This is a genomic window from Reinekea marina, from assembly GCF_030409715.1.
Taxonomy (GTDB): Bacteria; Pseudomonadota; Gammaproteobacteria; order Pseudomonadales; family Natronospirillaceae; genus Reinekea; species Reinekea marina.
Map to the genome: position 1 here is coordinate 2,778,540 of NZ_JAUFQI010000001.1, position 15,163 is coordinate 2,793,702.

The window sequence follows — 15,163 nt, forward strand, 5'->3', positions numbered from 1 at the left end:
CTCAAATGTCTATTGTTATTGGATTCGTTATCATTGTCTCATAGCTCATCATACAACAATTAACTTTTACGCTGTATATTCACAGCCAAGGTGATTCAATGCCATTGCGCCTGCTACTTATTTTCTTTGTTACATTTTACTTTGGCTTCGTACGTGCCGACTATGGTGACCGACCGGTAGACTGGACGGCGAAAGATACTGCAATTTTTCAAGATTATGCCATACGAGCCCTAAACGCTAAGAGTAGCATTAAAAATAATTATTGGGCGCATTATTGGTTGTCTGAGAAGCTGAATCAATTCCAGCTCTCAGAAATGCGTTTAACGAATACTCCAACGCCTTTACTCATAGACCAAAACAGTATAAATGCCTTTGCACTGCCCGGTAATTTAATTGGCATACATACAGGCCTATGGCGGTTTGCTCAATCCGAAGACGAACTATTGTCCGTCCTCGCACACGAAATGGGCCATATATCTTTAGACCATTTTACGCGTTTAAGCGCAGATCGCGCACAAAAAGGCTGGTTAATTGCTTCCGGCATCGTGTTATCGTTTTTGTTGGCGAATGAGAACCCAGAGGCCGCCAATGCAGCGCTTTTAAGCTCATTTGCCGCCGCTAGTCAGCAAAACTTGAGTTTTAGCCAAGCCATGGAGCTAGAGGCCGATCAGTTCGGCCAAGATTTGTTGAAGCATCTGGGCTATGAACCCCACGCTGGGCGCCACTTCTTCACTCGGCTCGATCAACAAACTTTTGCTAACACTCAAACTGAGTTTCTAAGATCTCACCCACTGGGTTCAACTCGCGCTTCTAAGTTGAGCAGCGCTGAAAAACAATCTCCTAGCTCTGAACAGCCTAAAGTCTTTGATTTTATTAATCTACTGGTACTTCAACACGATCAAAACGGTACTTTTGAATTCCTTAAGAGAACGTTAGCCGAGCGTTCACTAACGCCTGTAATGGGCGATGATCCTCATTTAGAATATGCACTTGCACTCTTTGCGTTAACACAAGATCAAAAGCAGGCTCCTTTTTTAGAGCGCCTCAGTCAAGTCACAAATCGTTTTCCTAATTATTTCCCCGCGTGGCATAAACGGCTAGAAGTTGCCTTGGAAATAAATTCAAAAGACAAATGCGAAGTTTGGCAAAACTTACCTGCAGGATTTGCTCAATCCAATTTAAGTTTAGATGCGCTAGAAACTATTGCTCAAGGCGCACAGCATTGCCAACCGATAGCTTCGGTAGAATGGCAAGCTCGATATTTTTGGCGTTCAGGACAAGAAGAAAAGGCGATGAGCTTGTTGAGAAATTCAATTATAAGAGAGCAAAATACGAATCAGCTGGCTCGATTAAAAAACCAGCTGAACACATTCAATGAACGTTATGAGCGCTTACGCTGACTGGCAAAATCGAGCATTCGATTCAACGGAATCACCGCCTTCTCTATTAACGTATCATCGACAAACACTTCATTCTTAGGCGCAATGAGTTCTTGCTTGATACGCTCTAAGTCATTCATGGCCATCCAAGGGCAGTGGGCACAACTGCGACATTGAGCACCTGAACCACCCGTTGGCGCTTCAATAAATGATTTCTGTGGCGACCGCTGCTGCATTTTATAAAAGATACCGCGATCAGTAGCGACTATAAACTGAGGGTTTGGCATTGTTGCTGAGGCTTCAAGTAGCTGCGTAGTAGAACCTACGACATCCGCAATCTCTATGACAGAATCGGGGGATTCAGGGTGCACGAGTACGGCCGCATCGGGATACATCGCTTTCATATCCATTAAGCCTTTCGCTTTAAATTCTTCATGCACAATACAGCTACCATTCCAAAGCAGCATATCTGCGCCGGTTTGTTTCTGAACATAACCGCCCAGGTGCTGATCTGGAGCCCAAAGTATCTTTTCACCTTGGCGATCTAAGTGATCGACAATATCCAATGCAACGCTCGAAGTAACGACCCAATCAGCACGCGCCTTAACGGCCGCAGAGGTATTGGCATACACCACCACAGTTCGGTCTGGGTGGGCATCACAAAACGCCTCAAACTCATCGATAGGGCAGCCTAGGTCAAGTGAGCAGGTGGCCTCTAACGTTGGCATGAGTATGCGTTTGTTAGGGCTCAGTATTTTTGAAGTTTCACCCATGAACTTGACGCCAGCGACGATGACCGTGTCTGCCTCTACGTCCCGACCATATCGCGCCATTTCAAGTGAGTCACCGATAAAGCCACCTGATTTCTCGGCCAATGCCTGAACCAAAGGATCCGTATAGTAGTGCGCTACGAGCACGGCATTTTGCTCTTTTAAACGCTCTATGATTTCGTCGTTTAACTGTTGAACTTCTTGCTGGCTAAGTTGCGACGTGCGCTGAGCAACGGGAACATCAAAATTAACGATGAGATCGGACAACTGGTTTTGAGTTTTCATAGGGCTCGAATTAAATCAGGTAGGTGGAAAGGATATTCTAACAGGCACAAAAAAGGAGAGCTAGGCTCTCCTTCTTTTAAAAGTTGGTGGGTCGTGTGCGACTCGAACGCACGACCAATTGGTTAAAAGCCAACTGCTCTACCAACTGAGCTAACGACCCTAATCTTGTCGGTATTTTACAAAGCGAAATCCACAATTTCAAGTAAAATCAACCACTTACATTCAATTTCTTAAGTGGTGGGTCGTGTGCGACTCGAACGCACGACCAATTGGTTAAAAGCCAACTGCTCTACCAACTGAGCTAACGACCCCCGAAAGAGGCGCATATAATATTGAAATTTTCTGCTAACGCAAGCCTTAAATTAAAAAAAAGTCACCCAAGTTATTGTTTTTTAACGACATTAAAACAAAAACAGGGCTGCAGGCCGCGTTCTATAAGGCTTAAGCCTTCACATAACGAGTTTGATCGGGCACACCTGCATCGCTAAAACCTTTAATTCTTAAGCGGCAAGAGTCGCATTGACCACAGGCTTCACCCTCATCATTGGCTTGATAGCAACTAACTGTCAACGAATAATCGACACCCAGCTTATGCCCAAGTTCAATGGTTTGCGCTTTGCTTAGGTCAATTAAGGGCGTCACAATCTTAATGGGGTGCCCTTCAACACCTCGCTTTGTGGCTAAATTAGCCAGCGTTTCAAACGCTGCGATGTATTCTGGACGACAATCTGGGTAGCCAGAGTAATCTACTGCGCTAACACCAATGCAAATTGCGTCTGCATTGATCACCTCGGCCCACCCTAAAGCCACCGACAAAAACACTGTATTACGGGCCGGCACGTAGGTAGAAGGGATTCCTTCAGACTCTTCAGTTGGCACATCTATTGAATCATCCGTTAACGCCGACCCGCCAATGCTGCGCAGGTTCATCGGTACAATTTTATGCTCTATCACCGAAAACTGCCGTGCGACTCGTCTAGCCGCCTCTAATTCAGAATCATGGCGCTGGCCATAATCAAAACTTAACGCATAAACGTCATAGCCATCGGCTTGCGCCTTTGCAATAACTGTTGTTGAATCGAGTCCACCACTTAAAAGTACGACGGCTTTCGGCTTCATAGGAAGATGTCCTTTTGAATGTTTTTTACAATGTTAAGTAAATTTTTGCGAATTAGATACGACAGGAGAACCATTGAGAAAAACCACGCAAGTCTTATCGCTGACTAAAAATACCTTCGCTTGGTGTCGGTATTTTTTAACGCCTAAGGCTAACGTGGATTAGATTATTGTGCGTCTAACCGTGCTTTTGCTAACTTCGCACTTTGAGTGTCTGCATACTCTTTGATGACTCGATTAAAATAATCAGCGGCTTTTGCGGCATTTCCAGATTGCTGTGCAATAACACCCAATTTGTAGAGTGAGTCGGGCGTTTTATCGTGGTCACTGTAGTCTTTTACAATACGCTCAAAAGCCTTTTGTGCACTGGCTGTGTCTCGCTGCACAAGGTAGATTTCGCCAATCCAATACCATGAATTAGGCGTTAACGGGTGCTGCGGGTATTGTTTAGTAAACACAGAGAGCTGAGCAATGGCTTTATCAAAATCACGCTCTCGCATGAGATCTTTAGCCTGATTATATTGCGCTAAAATCTCTTCATCAGAGAGTGCTGCGTCATCTGGAGCATTGTTCGTGGCGGCAACAGGGCTTGCCTGTACTGTAGAGCGCTGCTCTTGCAATGACAGAATGCGGCGATCTAGGTCTACATAGCGCTCTTTTTGCTCTTGCTGCAACACCTGCACTTGATAATGTAACTCTTCGATCAACCCTCGCTGCTCAGCAACCATCGACTGAAGATCTTGCACCTGAAACAACAACGATTCTATAACCGCGTTATCAGCAGCTGCAACCGTAGTTTGCCGGTTTAACGGCACCGCGTCCTGGCTTTGAGCCACGTGATCGGCTTGAGACTGAACAATAGGGACATCTGCCCATAGTTGTGCGCTCATAAACGCAAAAGTGCCGCCCACTAGGGCAGCACTTATTCTTTTATACATCAACTGCATAATCGCTCAGCTTATTTGTAAACGATCTGAACTCGACGGTTTTCAGAGTAAGCAGCTTCAGTTTTACCTAAAGATAAAGGCTTCTCTTCACCGTAGCTCACTACGTCGATTTGAGCTGCAGAAACACCTTTCAACTGAAGGTATGTTGCAACTTGCTTAGAACGACGCTCACCTAAACCTAGGTTGTATTCACGAGTACCACGCTCATCAGCATGACCTTCTAAAACAACGTTTTGGTTAGGGTTGTTCATTAAGAACATAGCGTGTGCATCTAGCATAGCCATGAAGTCTTTACGGATAGAAGACTGATCGAAGTCGAAGAACACTAACGTTTGGTCAAGCAATGCTTGATCGATATCGCTAGCCATGTCATCTACTTCAACCATTGCGTCAGATTCTACTTGTTCAACTTCTAGAACAATTTCATCATCAACAACTAGTTCAACAGTCGGTTCTTCAGTCGCTGTTCCTGTAGATTCTGTTGAGTTAGACGTATCTTCATCTTGGGTCTTACCGCCACAAGCGACAAGTACTAATGCTGAAGAGAATACCGCAGCTGTTAAAAGTTTGGATTTAGCCATGTTACTATCCCATTTCCTGTTTTATTGTTTGTCCGTTCACTTTATTCTAAGTTCGGTCGACTTGTCTATCTTGAACTGCTTTTAAATTTAGTTCAAGTACGGAGACCAAGAGGGCTCCAACACATCGCCAAAATCAGATTTCATTTGGTTGGTGACCTGCCCATCTAAAGAGACCCAAGCTAAAACACCTTGCGAATCTCTTTGTGTAGCATACACCAACATCGTACCGTTTGGAGCGATCGATGGCGACTCATCTAAGTTTGTCTGCGTGAGAATTCGAACATCTCTTGTCGCCAAGTCCATCGCGGCGATATGGAAACGTCCTTCTAGCTGATGAACAAAGACTAAATACTTACCATCGGTGCTATATCGAGCACGTAAATTCTGTGATCCTTCGAATGTTAATCGCTCTGAACGCTTGCTGGCAAGGTCATATCTGTAAATTTGTGGCCTACCTCCCTTTTCTGAGGTAAAAACAAATGATTTTGCGTCTGGAGCAAAGCTTGGCTCAGTGTCAATGTAGGTATTTCGCGTAATTCGATTCGATTTTCCGGTCTGAAAATCGTACAAATATATCTCAGGGCTGTTCTTGTTACTCGACACATAGGCTAAATAACGGCCATCGGGTGAAAATGAAGGCGCACTGGTATACCCACGTGCATCCGAAATGGATCGCACTTGGCCACTGGCTAACTCTTGTATGAATATTTTCCAACGATCTCCAACTTTATTGGCAAACGCGATTTTTTTACCATCGTGAGCCCAAGAAACAGAAATAATGGGCTCACGAGATTTATAGATAGTTCTGGCACGTTGGCCATCGGCATCGGCAATTTGTAATCGATAATCGAATTGATTTCCACCCAGCGATTTTCGCGTTACAAAGGCAATTTTAGTTGAGAAAATCCCTTTTACACCGGTTATACGCTCGTAAAATAAATCGGATATAGAGTGAGAGAACTCACGAAGCTGATACACCCCAATATTCTGCGTCACTCGCACCATTCGGGTTTTCTTTACAACATCGTAGAGTGCAACCTGCACCTTTACTTGATTGTCCGGCAATGGCGTTAGGTTACCGATCACCAGATACTCCTGCCCTAATAGCTGCCAATCTCGAAAGTAGATACCTTCCTCGGTAGAAGGCTGGCTTAACATTTCACTCGGGGCCAGCGGTTCAAACCGTCCTGTTCGCACTAAGTTGTTAGTCAGGGTGTTTTCAATGCGCTCTGGTAGCACCGACGTACCAGACCAATAAAACGGCACCACCGCTATGCGGGTTTTTGTATCGTAGCCCTTAGTTACCACAATTTCGAGATCGGCCTGTGCAGGCAGCATTAAGAGCAGCAAACTCAGTAAGCTAAGGCTGGTGAATATTCGTCTTAAAATCATGGCTGCATTAAATCCTCTGGAATAAAGGTAATGGATAAACTTCGAAAGCCACCGGCTTCGAATACTTCTGGGTCTTCGGGTACTTCAAAGCGCCGAACTCGTTCAATGGCTCGCAATACGGATTGATCATAAGTAGCCATACCACTGCTTTCAATGAGCTGGACCGATGACAATTCACCGGTAGGTAGCAGCTTAACAGACACCTTGGCTTCTAATCCGGTTAAGTCTTTTAAGCGTAACTCGGCAGGTCGTGACCATCGCGACGAAATTTGCTGAGTTATTGCGGCCCTGTAGTTATTAATCTCTGCACCAATTTGCTCAGCTCGGGCTTTGTCGGCCTCTAACTGCGCGAGCTTATTATCAATTTCAGCGTCTTCGGCATCGAGGTCTGCCAAAAAATCATCAAATAAAGCCGCTTCTTCAGCTGCGGCCTTGGCAGCAGCTTCTGCGGCCGCTTTTTCTAGCTCCGCCTGTGTTGGGCCGGCAGGTTTCGGTTCTTTTTCAACGGGTGGTGCCGTGGGTGTCGATGCCAGTTCCTTAGGTACGGTTTCTTTAGGCTTTGGCTGCTCTACTGGCTTAGGTTTAGGCTTTGGCGCGGGCTGGGTCTTTTCCACCGGCTTAGGCGTCGGCGTTGGCTTAGGCTTGACCACCGGCTTCGGTGCAGGTTTTGGCGCTTCTATGGTGACTACTTCAGCACGAATGGAATTAGGTATCTCAAAGGCTTTCGGTTCAGAGGTTGAAAACGACCAAGAATTAAACACGGCCACAGCCACAACCAAATGAACAACGACGGAGAATGCGACAGGAACCCCAAAAATTTTCAGCGATTCCGGCAACGAATTACTCATTAGGTGCCTCTGTGATTAGGCCAACGGAATCCATTCCAGCCGCCTGCAAGCTCGACATAATAGACATAACACGTCCATAAGGCACATCGGCATCTGCACGCAACAACACCTGTAAATTAGGCTGCTGCTTTTTAATTCCGGCGACGTAATTAGCCACACCTACATCATCTACCTTAGCGGGCTCTTCTTCGCCTCGTTCAATTAAGGCCTGACCTTCTTTGGTTAACGCTACGATAAGATGCTGCTCTTTCTCATCAATTGTTAATGGCGCAGAAGATACTTTAGGCACGTCAACTTCGACCCCTTGGATTAACATCGGTGCGGTGACCATAAAAATAATCAACAACACCAACATTACATCGATATAGGGCACAACGTTCATTTCGGCGACAGGTTTACGGCGCTTACGAAGCAACATCTTTAGGCACCTTGTTTTTTGTTTTGATTTGCCAAAATATGCGTTTGCCGATGCAATATAGACGCAAACTCTTCAGCAAAGACTTCTAAGTTTCCGAGCATTTTATCGGATCGAGCTGAAAAATTGTTGTAGGCAATAACCGCCGGAATAGCCGCAAACAAACCCATGGCCGTTGCGATCAATGCTTCGGCGATACCAGGAGCGACTGTCGCCAAAGACACCTGTGCGACAGAGGCTAAGCCAAGGAAGGAGTTCATGATGCCCCAAACCGTACCAAACAGACCAATGTAAGGACTGGTTGAACCCACGGTGGCTAAAAAGTTGAGGTGAGCATCTAGCCGTTCGGCTTCTTTACTCAGTGCCACCCGCATTGCTCTCTGACAGGCTGCCATGATGGCATCAGAATCGGTCACGTTTTGCGCCCTTAAGCGCGAAAACTCTTTAAAACCGGCTCGGAATAAAACTTCACCACCATTCACTTCATCAGGGTTAGCATTAACCTGGCGATAGAGATGCGCCAAATCTATCCCCGACCAAAAGCGTTCTTCGAACTCAGAAAATTTAGCGGACGCGGTATTCATCACTTTACGACGCTCATAAATGAACACCCAAGTAGCAATAGATAAACCCACTAAAACAAGCATGACTAGCTTAACTAAGAGTGACGCATTAGAAATTAAATGCCAGTACGACAAGGAATCGCCCACGAGAATGTCCTTTCAATAAATAGTGCCCTTAGGCTAAAGAACTTCTCGACCTAATTCCAGCCAATTAAAGCTTTGTAATGAATAATTTTCTAAGCCTTTGCAAAGCAAAAAAAAATGGCTCAGTTAGTTTCTTTATGTGGTGGCTTTAAATCAAAATGCAAATAGGCCAAATCGGTGACAATACGCCCTCTAGGCGTTCGCATTAAAAAGCCCTGTTGAATTAAATAAGGCTCTACAACATCTTCTATCGTATCTCGCTCTTCACTCAGTGCTGTGGCAATGTTTTCGACCCCGGCAGGGCCGCCATTAAATTTTTCAATTAATGCCAACAACACTCGACGGTCTAATTGATCGAAACCAGCGCGGTCTACATTCAGTAAATTCAAAGCGCCATCAGCAATGGCTTCTGTCACAAAGCCATCGTGACGAACCTCGGCAAAATCTCTTACTCGCCGTAACAAACGGTTCGCAATTCGAGGCGTACCTCGCGAACGGCGCGCGACTTCTCTGGCACCAGGCTCGTCTATTTCAATGTTCATTTTCCCCGCAGAGCGCATCACAATCGTGGTTAAATCAGCCACACTGTAAAACTCGAGTCGCTCTACAATACCGAATCGATCGCGTAGCGGTGAAGTTAACAACCCTGCACGCGTGGTAGCGCCGACTAAAGTAAAAGGCGGCAAATCTAATTTTATGCTGCGCGCAGCGGGTCCTTCACCAATCATGATGTCAAGCTGATAATCTTCCATTGCAGGGTATAGTATTTCTTCGATATGCGCCGATAACCGGTGAATTTCATCGATAAAGAGCACATCGCCTTCTTCAAGGTTGGTCAGCATGGCCGCTAAATCACCTGCCTTTTCAAGCACGGGACCTGACGTTGTCTTGATATTTACACCCATTTCATTTGCGATGATGTTGGCTAAGGTGGTTTTACCTAAGCCTGGCGGCCCAAATATCAAGCTGTGATCCAACGGCTCTTCTCGCTTTTTAGCCGCGCCAAGGAAAATCTCCATTTTTTCGCGCACAACCGCTTGGCCAATGTAGTCAGCCAACGTATCGGGGCGAATAGCGCGATCCTGGCTAACTTCTCTAGGACTTTCCTCTACCGCACTGACAAAGCGATCGGTTTCTATCATGTGTTTTTTCCTACCCGTGTCCGTCTAAGGCTTTTTTAAAAGTTTACCGTTAAATAGCTTTCAATGCAGCGCGAATAATTTCTTCTGAGCTCATGCCGTCTAAGGCTACTTTTTCAACGGCTTTAGTGGCCTGCGCTGGCTTATAGCCTAATGCCAATAAGGCACTTTCGGCATCAGCTAATGCATCGTGACGCTCTACACGTGCCACTTGAGCCTCTAATGGCGTCATAAGTGCTTCGCCTGCTGAGCCCAATGCGGCTAGTTTATCTTTCATTTCAACAATTAATCGCTCGGCTGTCTTTTTGCCAACACCCGGGATTTTAACCAGACCACCGGGGTCTTGATCTTGAATGCACTGGATAAAGCGCGGTGTTTCCATGCCACTTAAAATAGCTAAAGCTAGTTTTGGCCCCACACCACTGATTTTTATGAGCGTACGAAAAAGCGTGCGCTCTTGTTGCGTGTTGAAGCCGTACAAAACATGAGCGTCTTCGCGCACGGCAAGGTGGGTATGTAGGACGACGCTTTCGCCCACGTGTGGCAGTGCAAACGCTGTTGAAAGCGGTGCTTTTATGTCATACCCGACGCCGTGTACATCGACCAAAAGGTCAGGCGCTTTGTTTTCAATGAGAATGCCAGAGATTCGACCTATCATAGTTCCCTCGGATGATTTTCTTTTCGATACGATGCTGTGTTTAAGAATGCGGGTAATGACAAGCGCCATTTAATGGCCGCAAAGCGAATAATGATGACGATGTTTAGCCCAATTAATGCCGCTAAGCTCATCGACATCCCTAATTTTTGAGCATAATACACCCAAATTGCGCCTGTTAAGGATGCTGTAGCATACACATCCCGGCGAAAGATAAGCGGAATTTCATTGGCCATAATATCGCGAATAATGCCGCCGAAAATCCCCGACAACATACCCATCATGATGACAATAAGCCCTGGCAGCTCCATCGCTATCGCAGCTTGTGTGCCACTCACGGTAAATGCTGCGAGACCAATGGCATCAGCATAGAGCATCATCTGAAAGGGAACTCGGATAAATTTAGCCAAAACAAACATAGCAAAACCAGAAACTAAGGCGGTATAAGCCAGGGTTAAATCACCGATCCAAGCCAAGGGCGATACATCGAGCAACAAATCTCGAAGTGTGCCCCCGCCAAGTGCGGACACAAAAGACAGCACCAGAACGCCGAACAAATCAAAACGATTTCGCGCGGCTTCTATGGCCCCAGCCATAGCAAATACGGCCACTCCAAATAGATCAATCCAATATAGTACGGTCATTAGACCACTCTTCCTCTGCGCGAGTGGCTGGCACCCGCTATGTTGACTAATCCTGCATGGTTATAGACATGACACAGGGCTATGGCTAACGCATCAGCCGCATCTTCCTGTGGTACACCAGGCAGCTTTAAAATAGATTGCACCATATAGCCCACCTGTTCTTTATTGGCATTGCCGTTTCCGGCAACGGACTGCTTTACTTTACGGGCGGCATATTCGTAGACTTCTAATTTGGCTTGAGTGGCGGCAATTATTGCAGCCCCTCTTGCCTGACCTAATTTGATAGCCGCATCGGGACCTTTGCCCAAAAACACCTGCTCAATGGCAAAACTCTGAGGGCAATGCTCTTCAATTATTTGCGTGATGCTTTCAAATATTAAATTCAAACGTGCCGCTAAATCGGGTTCTTTGTGCAGCCTAATAACACCACTAGTGACATAGGTCGCCTTTTGGCCTACCTGGTTAATAATTCCAAACCCAGTTTTACGTGACCCGGGGTCTATGCCTAAAATGAGTGCCATATATGTTTATTCGCTTTCAACAAACGAAGCGTTGGTATAGACCGCTTGCACATCATCAAGATCTTCAAGCATGTCGATCAGCTTTTGAACTTGCTCGGCTTGCTCTCCCTTCACCTCGGCTTCTGTGCTCGGTAACATGGTCACTTCTCCCTCGGGCTCGTAACCTGCGGCAATAAGTGCCTGCTTAACCACAAGAAACTCTGTTTGCCCTGTACGAACTTCAAAGCTGCCATCGTCATTGCTTATGACATCTTCAGCCCCGGCTTCTAAAGCGACCTCCATGATGGCGTCTTCGTCGCCCTTTTCAATGAAGAGCTGGCCGGCGGTTTCAAACAAAAATGCGACAGACCCATCAGTGCCTAAATTGCCATTACTCTTTGTAAACGCGTGCCTAACATCTCCGACGGTTCTATTTTTATTATCTGATAAACACTTAACATATACAGCGACTCCGCCAACGCCATAACCTTCATAGGTCATCACTTCATAAGCGTCGCCTTCCATATTGCCCGCGCCCCGAGCAATTGCTTTCTCAATCGTGTCACGCTTCATATTTGCAGTTAATGCTTTATCAATGACGCTGCGCAACGTTGGGTTGTCTTCAGGATTAGGCCCACCTTGCCGAGCGGCGACCACCAGCTCACGAATCAGTTTGGTGAATATTTTACCGCGTTTGGCATCTTGTGCCGCTTTACGATGACGTATGTTTGCCCATTTACTGTGACCGGCCACGATGTTTTCCTCGTTTTTTTTGCCTATTTTTGGGGTGCTTGGTTTAAAGTGGTGGTAAGCCTTTAAAAAGGACGCTGTGAACCCCTCCTTGGGCGCTCAAAGATGACATCCATGTCATCTCATGCCTTTATATAGCCTCACCACCACGTATTCATCTAGTCGAGTGCTCAACTTTTATTAAGAGGTATAAAGTTGCGCTTAAAACTATACTGTCTTAAATAACAACGCCCGATGCAAGTCGGGCGTTGAGTTTAGCTATTGAGTTAGCAATGTTACTTGCTTAGCTTTCCGCGGCGGGCTTACGGACTCGAATACTGAGTTCTTTTAATTGCTCCGCTTCAACTTGGCCTGGAGCCTGTGTCATAACACAAGCCGCTGACTGTGTTTTCGGGAAGGCAATCACTTCACGGATTGATTCTGAGTTTGTCATCAACATAACCAGTCGATCTAAACCGAATGCTAAACCACCGTGTGGAGGTGCACCAAACTGTAGGGCATCTAATAAGAAGCCAAATTTCTCTTGTTGCTCTTCTTTACTGATTTTCAGTACATCGAACACGGTATTTTGCATGTCTTGGTCGTGAATACGAATAGACCCACCGCCCAATTCAACACCGTTCAATACCATGTCGTATGCTCGAGACAACGCTGTATCTGGGTTTGCAACGAGCTCTTCAGGAGAACAAGATGGCATGGTGAATGGGTGATGCAATGCCGTTAGGTTGCCTTGGCTGTTTTCTTCGAACATTGGGAAGTCGACCACCCATAAAGGCGCCCACTCTTTGGTGTAAAGATTCATGTCTTCGCCAATCTTACAACGCAATGCACCGAGCGCATCGTTTACGATGTTAGCTTTATCGGCACCGAAGAAAATTAAATCACCGTCCTGGGCATCTAAGCGCTCAAGCAAGGCTTTGCGAACGTCTACCGGTAAGAATTTAACGATAGGAGATTGCAAACCTTCTTCTAAATCGGCTTTATTATTTACTTTAATGTACGCTAAGCCCTTTGCACCGTAGATGCTAACAAACTTGGTGTAATCGTCTATTTGCTTACGCGTTAGACTGTTTCCACCTGGTACTTTTAATGCAGCGACTCGACCTTTAGGGTCGGTAGCTGGACCTGAGAATACTTTGAATTCAACGCCGGCCATTAAATCGTTTACAGAGACCAACTCTAATGGGATACGAAGGTCTGGTTTGTCGCTGCCGTATTTTTCCATGGCTTCAGAGAAAGGCATTTGCTCAAAATCGCCAAATTCAACATCAAGAACGTTTTTGAATAATTCACGCACCATGGTTTCAGTAATGCCCATGATACCTTCTTCATCCATAAACGATGTTTCGATATCGATCTGAGTGAATTCTGGCTGACGATCGGCACGTAGGTCTTCATCGCGGAAACATTTGGCGATTTGATAGTAACGGTCAAAGCCTGACACCATTAAAAGCTGTTTAAATAGCTGAGGTGATTGCGGCAACGCAAAGAAAGAACCAGGGTGAGTACGTGAAGGAACCAAGTAGTCACGAGCACCTTCTGGTGTAGCGCGGTTTAAGATCGGCGTTTCGATATCGATAAAGCCTTGATCTTCTAAGCTGCGACGAATAGCCGAGGTAATTTTACTGCGCAAAATAAGCTTTTGCTGCATCTCTGGGCGGCGTAAATCTATATAGCGATACTTTAAGCGGGTATCTTCGCCCACACCAGAATACTCATCTAGAGGAAACGGCGGTGTTGCTGCTTTATTAAGCACCTTAATTTCGCGACCTAGCATTTCTACTTCGCCAGTTCGCATGTTTTTGTTAATTGTCCCTTCTGGGCGCGCTCGAACGAGACCGGTGATTTCAACGACATATTCACTGCGGACTTTATCAGCCGTATTAAAACTGGCTTCAGCATCTGGATCAAAAACAACCTGCATCAACCCTTCACGGTCTCGCACGTCTAAAAATATCACACCACCGTGATCACGGCGACGATGGACCCAACCAGAAATGGTTACAGTTTGATCAATATATGAGCTATCTAAAGCTCCACAGTACTGGCTACGCATGGATTATCCCGATTCAGTTTCTATTCGCAAAGGTCGGCTATTATACGGGAAAAAATAAAAGAATTAACCCGATTAATGAATGATGTAAGATATAACTGTTTGATTTTATTAAATATGGCTCATTTTTTATGAATCTAAGTCTAAAAATAGCTCTTGCTGGCCTTTTGTGGGTAGTAATGTCTCCAGCATTTACTATGGCTGACAGCAATGAAGGTGTTGCGAATGCTCTTAAATCGGCATTAGAGCAAAGTACTTCCTTTGAAGACCCTTATATGGGGCAAGTTTGGCTTGCCACCATGTCTCAAAAGCTAGAGCGATGGGTAGAAGACCCTGAAGAACGCATTACGCTGCTCACGAAAATTCATGCCGAAGCCACTCGAGCCAACTTGGAACCCGGCCTAGTTTTAGCGTTAATCCAGGTAGAAAGCGCTTTCAATGGTTATGCGATTTCTTCAGCAGGGGCACGTGGCATGATGCAAATTATGCCTTTTTGGAAAAAAGAAATTGGCCGAGAAGATGATAACTTGCTAAATGTCGATACTAATTTAAGGTATGGCACCACTATTTTGGCGCACTATATAGAAATTGAAAAAGGCCGTGTTATTCCGGCATTGGCCCGCTATAACGGCAGTAAAGGGCAAACTTGGTACCCAAGGCGGGTTCTCAACTACTGGTATAAATATTGGCGATTCGATGATTAACCAATCATGAACCCTGGTTTTTCCTCGGCCTTACAGGGTTCTACATCGACCCCAGCAACCACTGAAAAGCGTGGACCTTGGTTTAAAGCTTCTATCATTTTTGACAAAGCTTGCTCCTGACCCGTCACCAACACCTCTACTCGACCATCGGGTAAGTTTACAGCATAACCTGTCAGCCCAAATTGCTTGGCCATCTTCTTACAAAACAAGCGATACCCTACCCCTTGAACTTTACCATAAACCGAAGCTTTCAATGTTTGTTGCATTTATTCAATCCC

Annotated in this window: 18 protein-coding genes and 2 tRNA genes; 3 read left to right on the forward strand and 17 right to left on the reverse strand. The window is 45.7% G+C overall.

The features are described from left to right. Positions 1 to 98 precede the first annotated feature (98 nt). A complete protein-coding gene (locus QWZ13_RS15205) occupies positions 99 to 1,400 on the forward strand; it encodes a M48 family metallopeptidase (RefSeq protein ID WP_290282534.1) in 1,302 nt (433 codons plus the stop codon). Here the strand turns inward: QWZ13_RS15205 and nadA are convergent. The 3 genes from nadA to QWZ13_RS15220 form a co-directional block, all read right to left on the reverse strand. Then, the gene (gene nadA / locus QWZ13_RS15210) at positions 1,382 to 2,434 is read right to left on the reverse strand and encodes a quinolinate synthase NadA (RefSeq protein WP_290282535.1); all 1,053 of its coding nucleotides are present in this window, start codon (positions 2,432 to 2,434) and stop codon (positions 1,382 to 1,384) included. The two genes, QWZ13_RS15205 and nadA, sit on opposite strands and share 19 nt — an antisense overlap. A gap of 84 nt (positions 2,435 to 2,518) precedes the next feature. Further along, a tRNA-Lys gene (locus tag QWZ13_RS15215) sits at positions 2,519 to 2,594 on the reverse strand. 75 nt (positions 2,595 to 2,669) lie between these two features. Continuing rightward, a tRNA-Lys gene (locus tag QWZ13_RS15220) sits at positions 2,670 to 2,745 on the reverse strand. A gap of 21 nt (positions 2,746 to 2,766) precedes the next feature. Here QWZ13_RS15220 and QWZ13_RS15225 point away from each other — a divergent pair. Beyond that, positions 2,767 to 2,922 (forward strand): hypothetical protein, encoded by a 156-nt coding sequence (locus QWZ13_RS15225; RefSeq protein ID WP_290282536.1) that lies wholly within the window; start codon positions 2,767 to 2,769, stop codon positions 2,920 to 2,922. On the opposite strand, the gene queC is transcribed toward QWZ13_RS15225, so the two are convergent. The 13 genes from queC to aspS all read right to left on the reverse strand — a co-directional run bounded on the left by queC (position 2,876) and on the right by aspS (position 14,184). Next, positions 2,876 to 3,553 (reverse strand): 7-cyano-7-deazaguanine synthase QueC, encoded by a 678-nt coding sequence (gene queC / locus QWZ13_RS15230; RefSeq protein WP_290282537.1) that lies wholly within the window; start codon positions 3,551 to 3,553, stop codon positions 2,876 to 2,878. The genes QWZ13_RS15225 and queC overlap by 47 nt on opposite strands. Before the next feature lie 164 nt (positions 3,554 to 3,717). Next, entirely contained in the window at positions 3,718 to 4,497 is a 780-nt protein-coding gene (ybgF, locus tag QWZ13_RS15235) for a tol-pal system protein YbgF (protein ID WP_290282538.1), read from the reverse strand. An 11-nt stretch (positions 4,498 to 4,508) separates the two neighbouring features. Beyond that, positions 4,509 to 5,078 (reverse strand): peptidoglycan-associated lipoprotein Pal, encoded by a 570-nt coding sequence (gene pal, locus QWZ13_RS15240; protein ID WP_290282539.1) that lies wholly within the window; start codon positions 5,076 to 5,078, stop codon positions 4,509 to 4,511. Positions 5,079 to 5,165: 87 nt separating this feature from the next. Then, entirely contained in the window at positions 5,166 to 6,470 is a 1,305-nt protein-coding gene (gene tolB, locus QWZ13_RS15245; RefSeq protein WP_290282540.1) for a Tol-Pal system beta propeller repeat protein TolB, read from the reverse strand. Continuing rightward, positions 6,467 to 7,318, reverse strand: a complete 852-nt coding sequence (tolA, locus tag QWZ13_RS15250) for a cell envelope integrity protein TolA (RefSeq protein ID WP_290282541.1) — start codon at positions 7,316 to 7,318, stop codon at positions 6,467 to 6,469. The genes tolB and tolA overlap by 4 nt, the downstream gene beginning before the upstream one ends. Further along, positions 7,311 to 7,736, reverse strand: coding sequence for a protein TolR (gene tolR, locus QWZ13_RS15255; RefSeq protein WP_290282542.1), 426 nt, complete (start codon positions 7,734 to 7,736; stop codon positions 7,311 to 7,313). The genes tolA and tolR overlap by 8 nt, the downstream gene beginning before the upstream one ends. A 2-nt stretch (positions 7,737 to 7,738) precedes the next feature. Next, positions 7,739 to 8,443: a protein TolQ gene (gene tolQ / locus QWZ13_RS15260; RefSeq protein ID WP_290282543.1), complete on the reverse strand. Its 705-nt coding sequence runs from the start codon at positions 8,441 to 8,443 to the stop codon at positions 7,739 to 7,741. A gap of 119 nt (positions 8,444 to 8,562) precedes the next feature. Then, positions 8,563 to 9,582: a Holliday junction branch migration DNA helicase RuvB gene (ruvB, locus tag QWZ13_RS15265; RefSeq protein WP_215999441.1), complete on the reverse strand. Its 1,020-nt coding sequence runs from the start codon at positions 9,580 to 9,582 to the stop codon at positions 8,563 to 8,565. Positions 9,583 to 9,631: 49 nt separating this feature from the next. Then, entirely contained in the window at positions 9,632 to 10,306 is a 675-nt protein-coding gene (gene ruvA / locus QWZ13_RS15270; RefSeq protein ID WP_353958995.1) for a Holliday junction branch migration protein RuvA, read from the reverse strand. After that, positions 10,234 to 10,878, reverse strand: coding sequence for a trimeric intracellular cation channel family protein (locus QWZ13_RS15275; protein ID WP_215999439.1), 645 nt, complete (start codon positions 10,876 to 10,878; stop codon positions 10,234 to 10,236). The genes ruvA and QWZ13_RS15275 overlap by 73 nt, the downstream gene beginning before the upstream one ends. After that, the gene (gene ruvC / locus QWZ13_RS15280) at positions 10,878 to 11,399 is read right to left on the reverse strand and encodes a crossover junction endodeoxyribonuclease RuvC (RefSeq protein WP_290282544.1); all 522 of its coding nucleotides are present in this window, start codon (positions 11,397 to 11,399) and stop codon (positions 10,878 to 10,880) included. The genes QWZ13_RS15275 and ruvC overlap by 1 nt, the downstream gene beginning before the upstream one ends. A 6-nt stretch (positions 11,400 to 11,405) precedes the next feature. Beyond that, positions 11,406 to 12,131 (reverse strand): YebC/PmpR family DNA-binding transcriptional regulator, encoded by a 726-nt coding sequence (locus tag QWZ13_RS15285; protein ID WP_290282545.1) that lies wholly within the window; start codon positions 12,129 to 12,131, stop codon positions 11,406 to 11,408. A 280-nt stretch (positions 12,132 to 12,411) separates the two neighbouring features. Then, on the reverse strand, positions 12,412 to 14,184 hold the full coding sequence (gene aspS, locus QWZ13_RS15290; RefSeq protein WP_215999436.1) for an aspartate--tRNA ligase: 1,773 nt from the start codon (positions 14,182 to 14,184) through the stop codon (positions 12,412 to 12,414). A 128-nt stretch (positions 14,185 to 14,312) separates the two neighbouring features. Here aspS and QWZ13_RS15295 point away from each other — a divergent pair, with 128 nt between their 5' ends. Beyond that, complete coding sequence (locus QWZ13_RS15295; RefSeq protein ID WP_290282547.1) at positions 14,313 to 14,885, forward strand: lytic transglycosylase domain-containing protein; 573 nt, start codon at positions 14,313 to 14,315, stop codon at positions 14,883 to 14,885. Here QWZ13_RS15295 and QWZ13_RS15300 read toward each other — a convergent pair. Then, on the reverse strand, positions 14,882 to 15,151 hold the full coding sequence (locus QWZ13_RS15300; RefSeq protein ID WP_215999434.1) for an acylphosphatase: 270 nt from the start codon (positions 15,149 to 15,151) through the stop codon (positions 14,882 to 14,884). The genes QWZ13_RS15295 and QWZ13_RS15300 overlap by 4 nt on opposite strands. Positions 15,152 to 15,163: the final 12 nt, after the last annotated feature.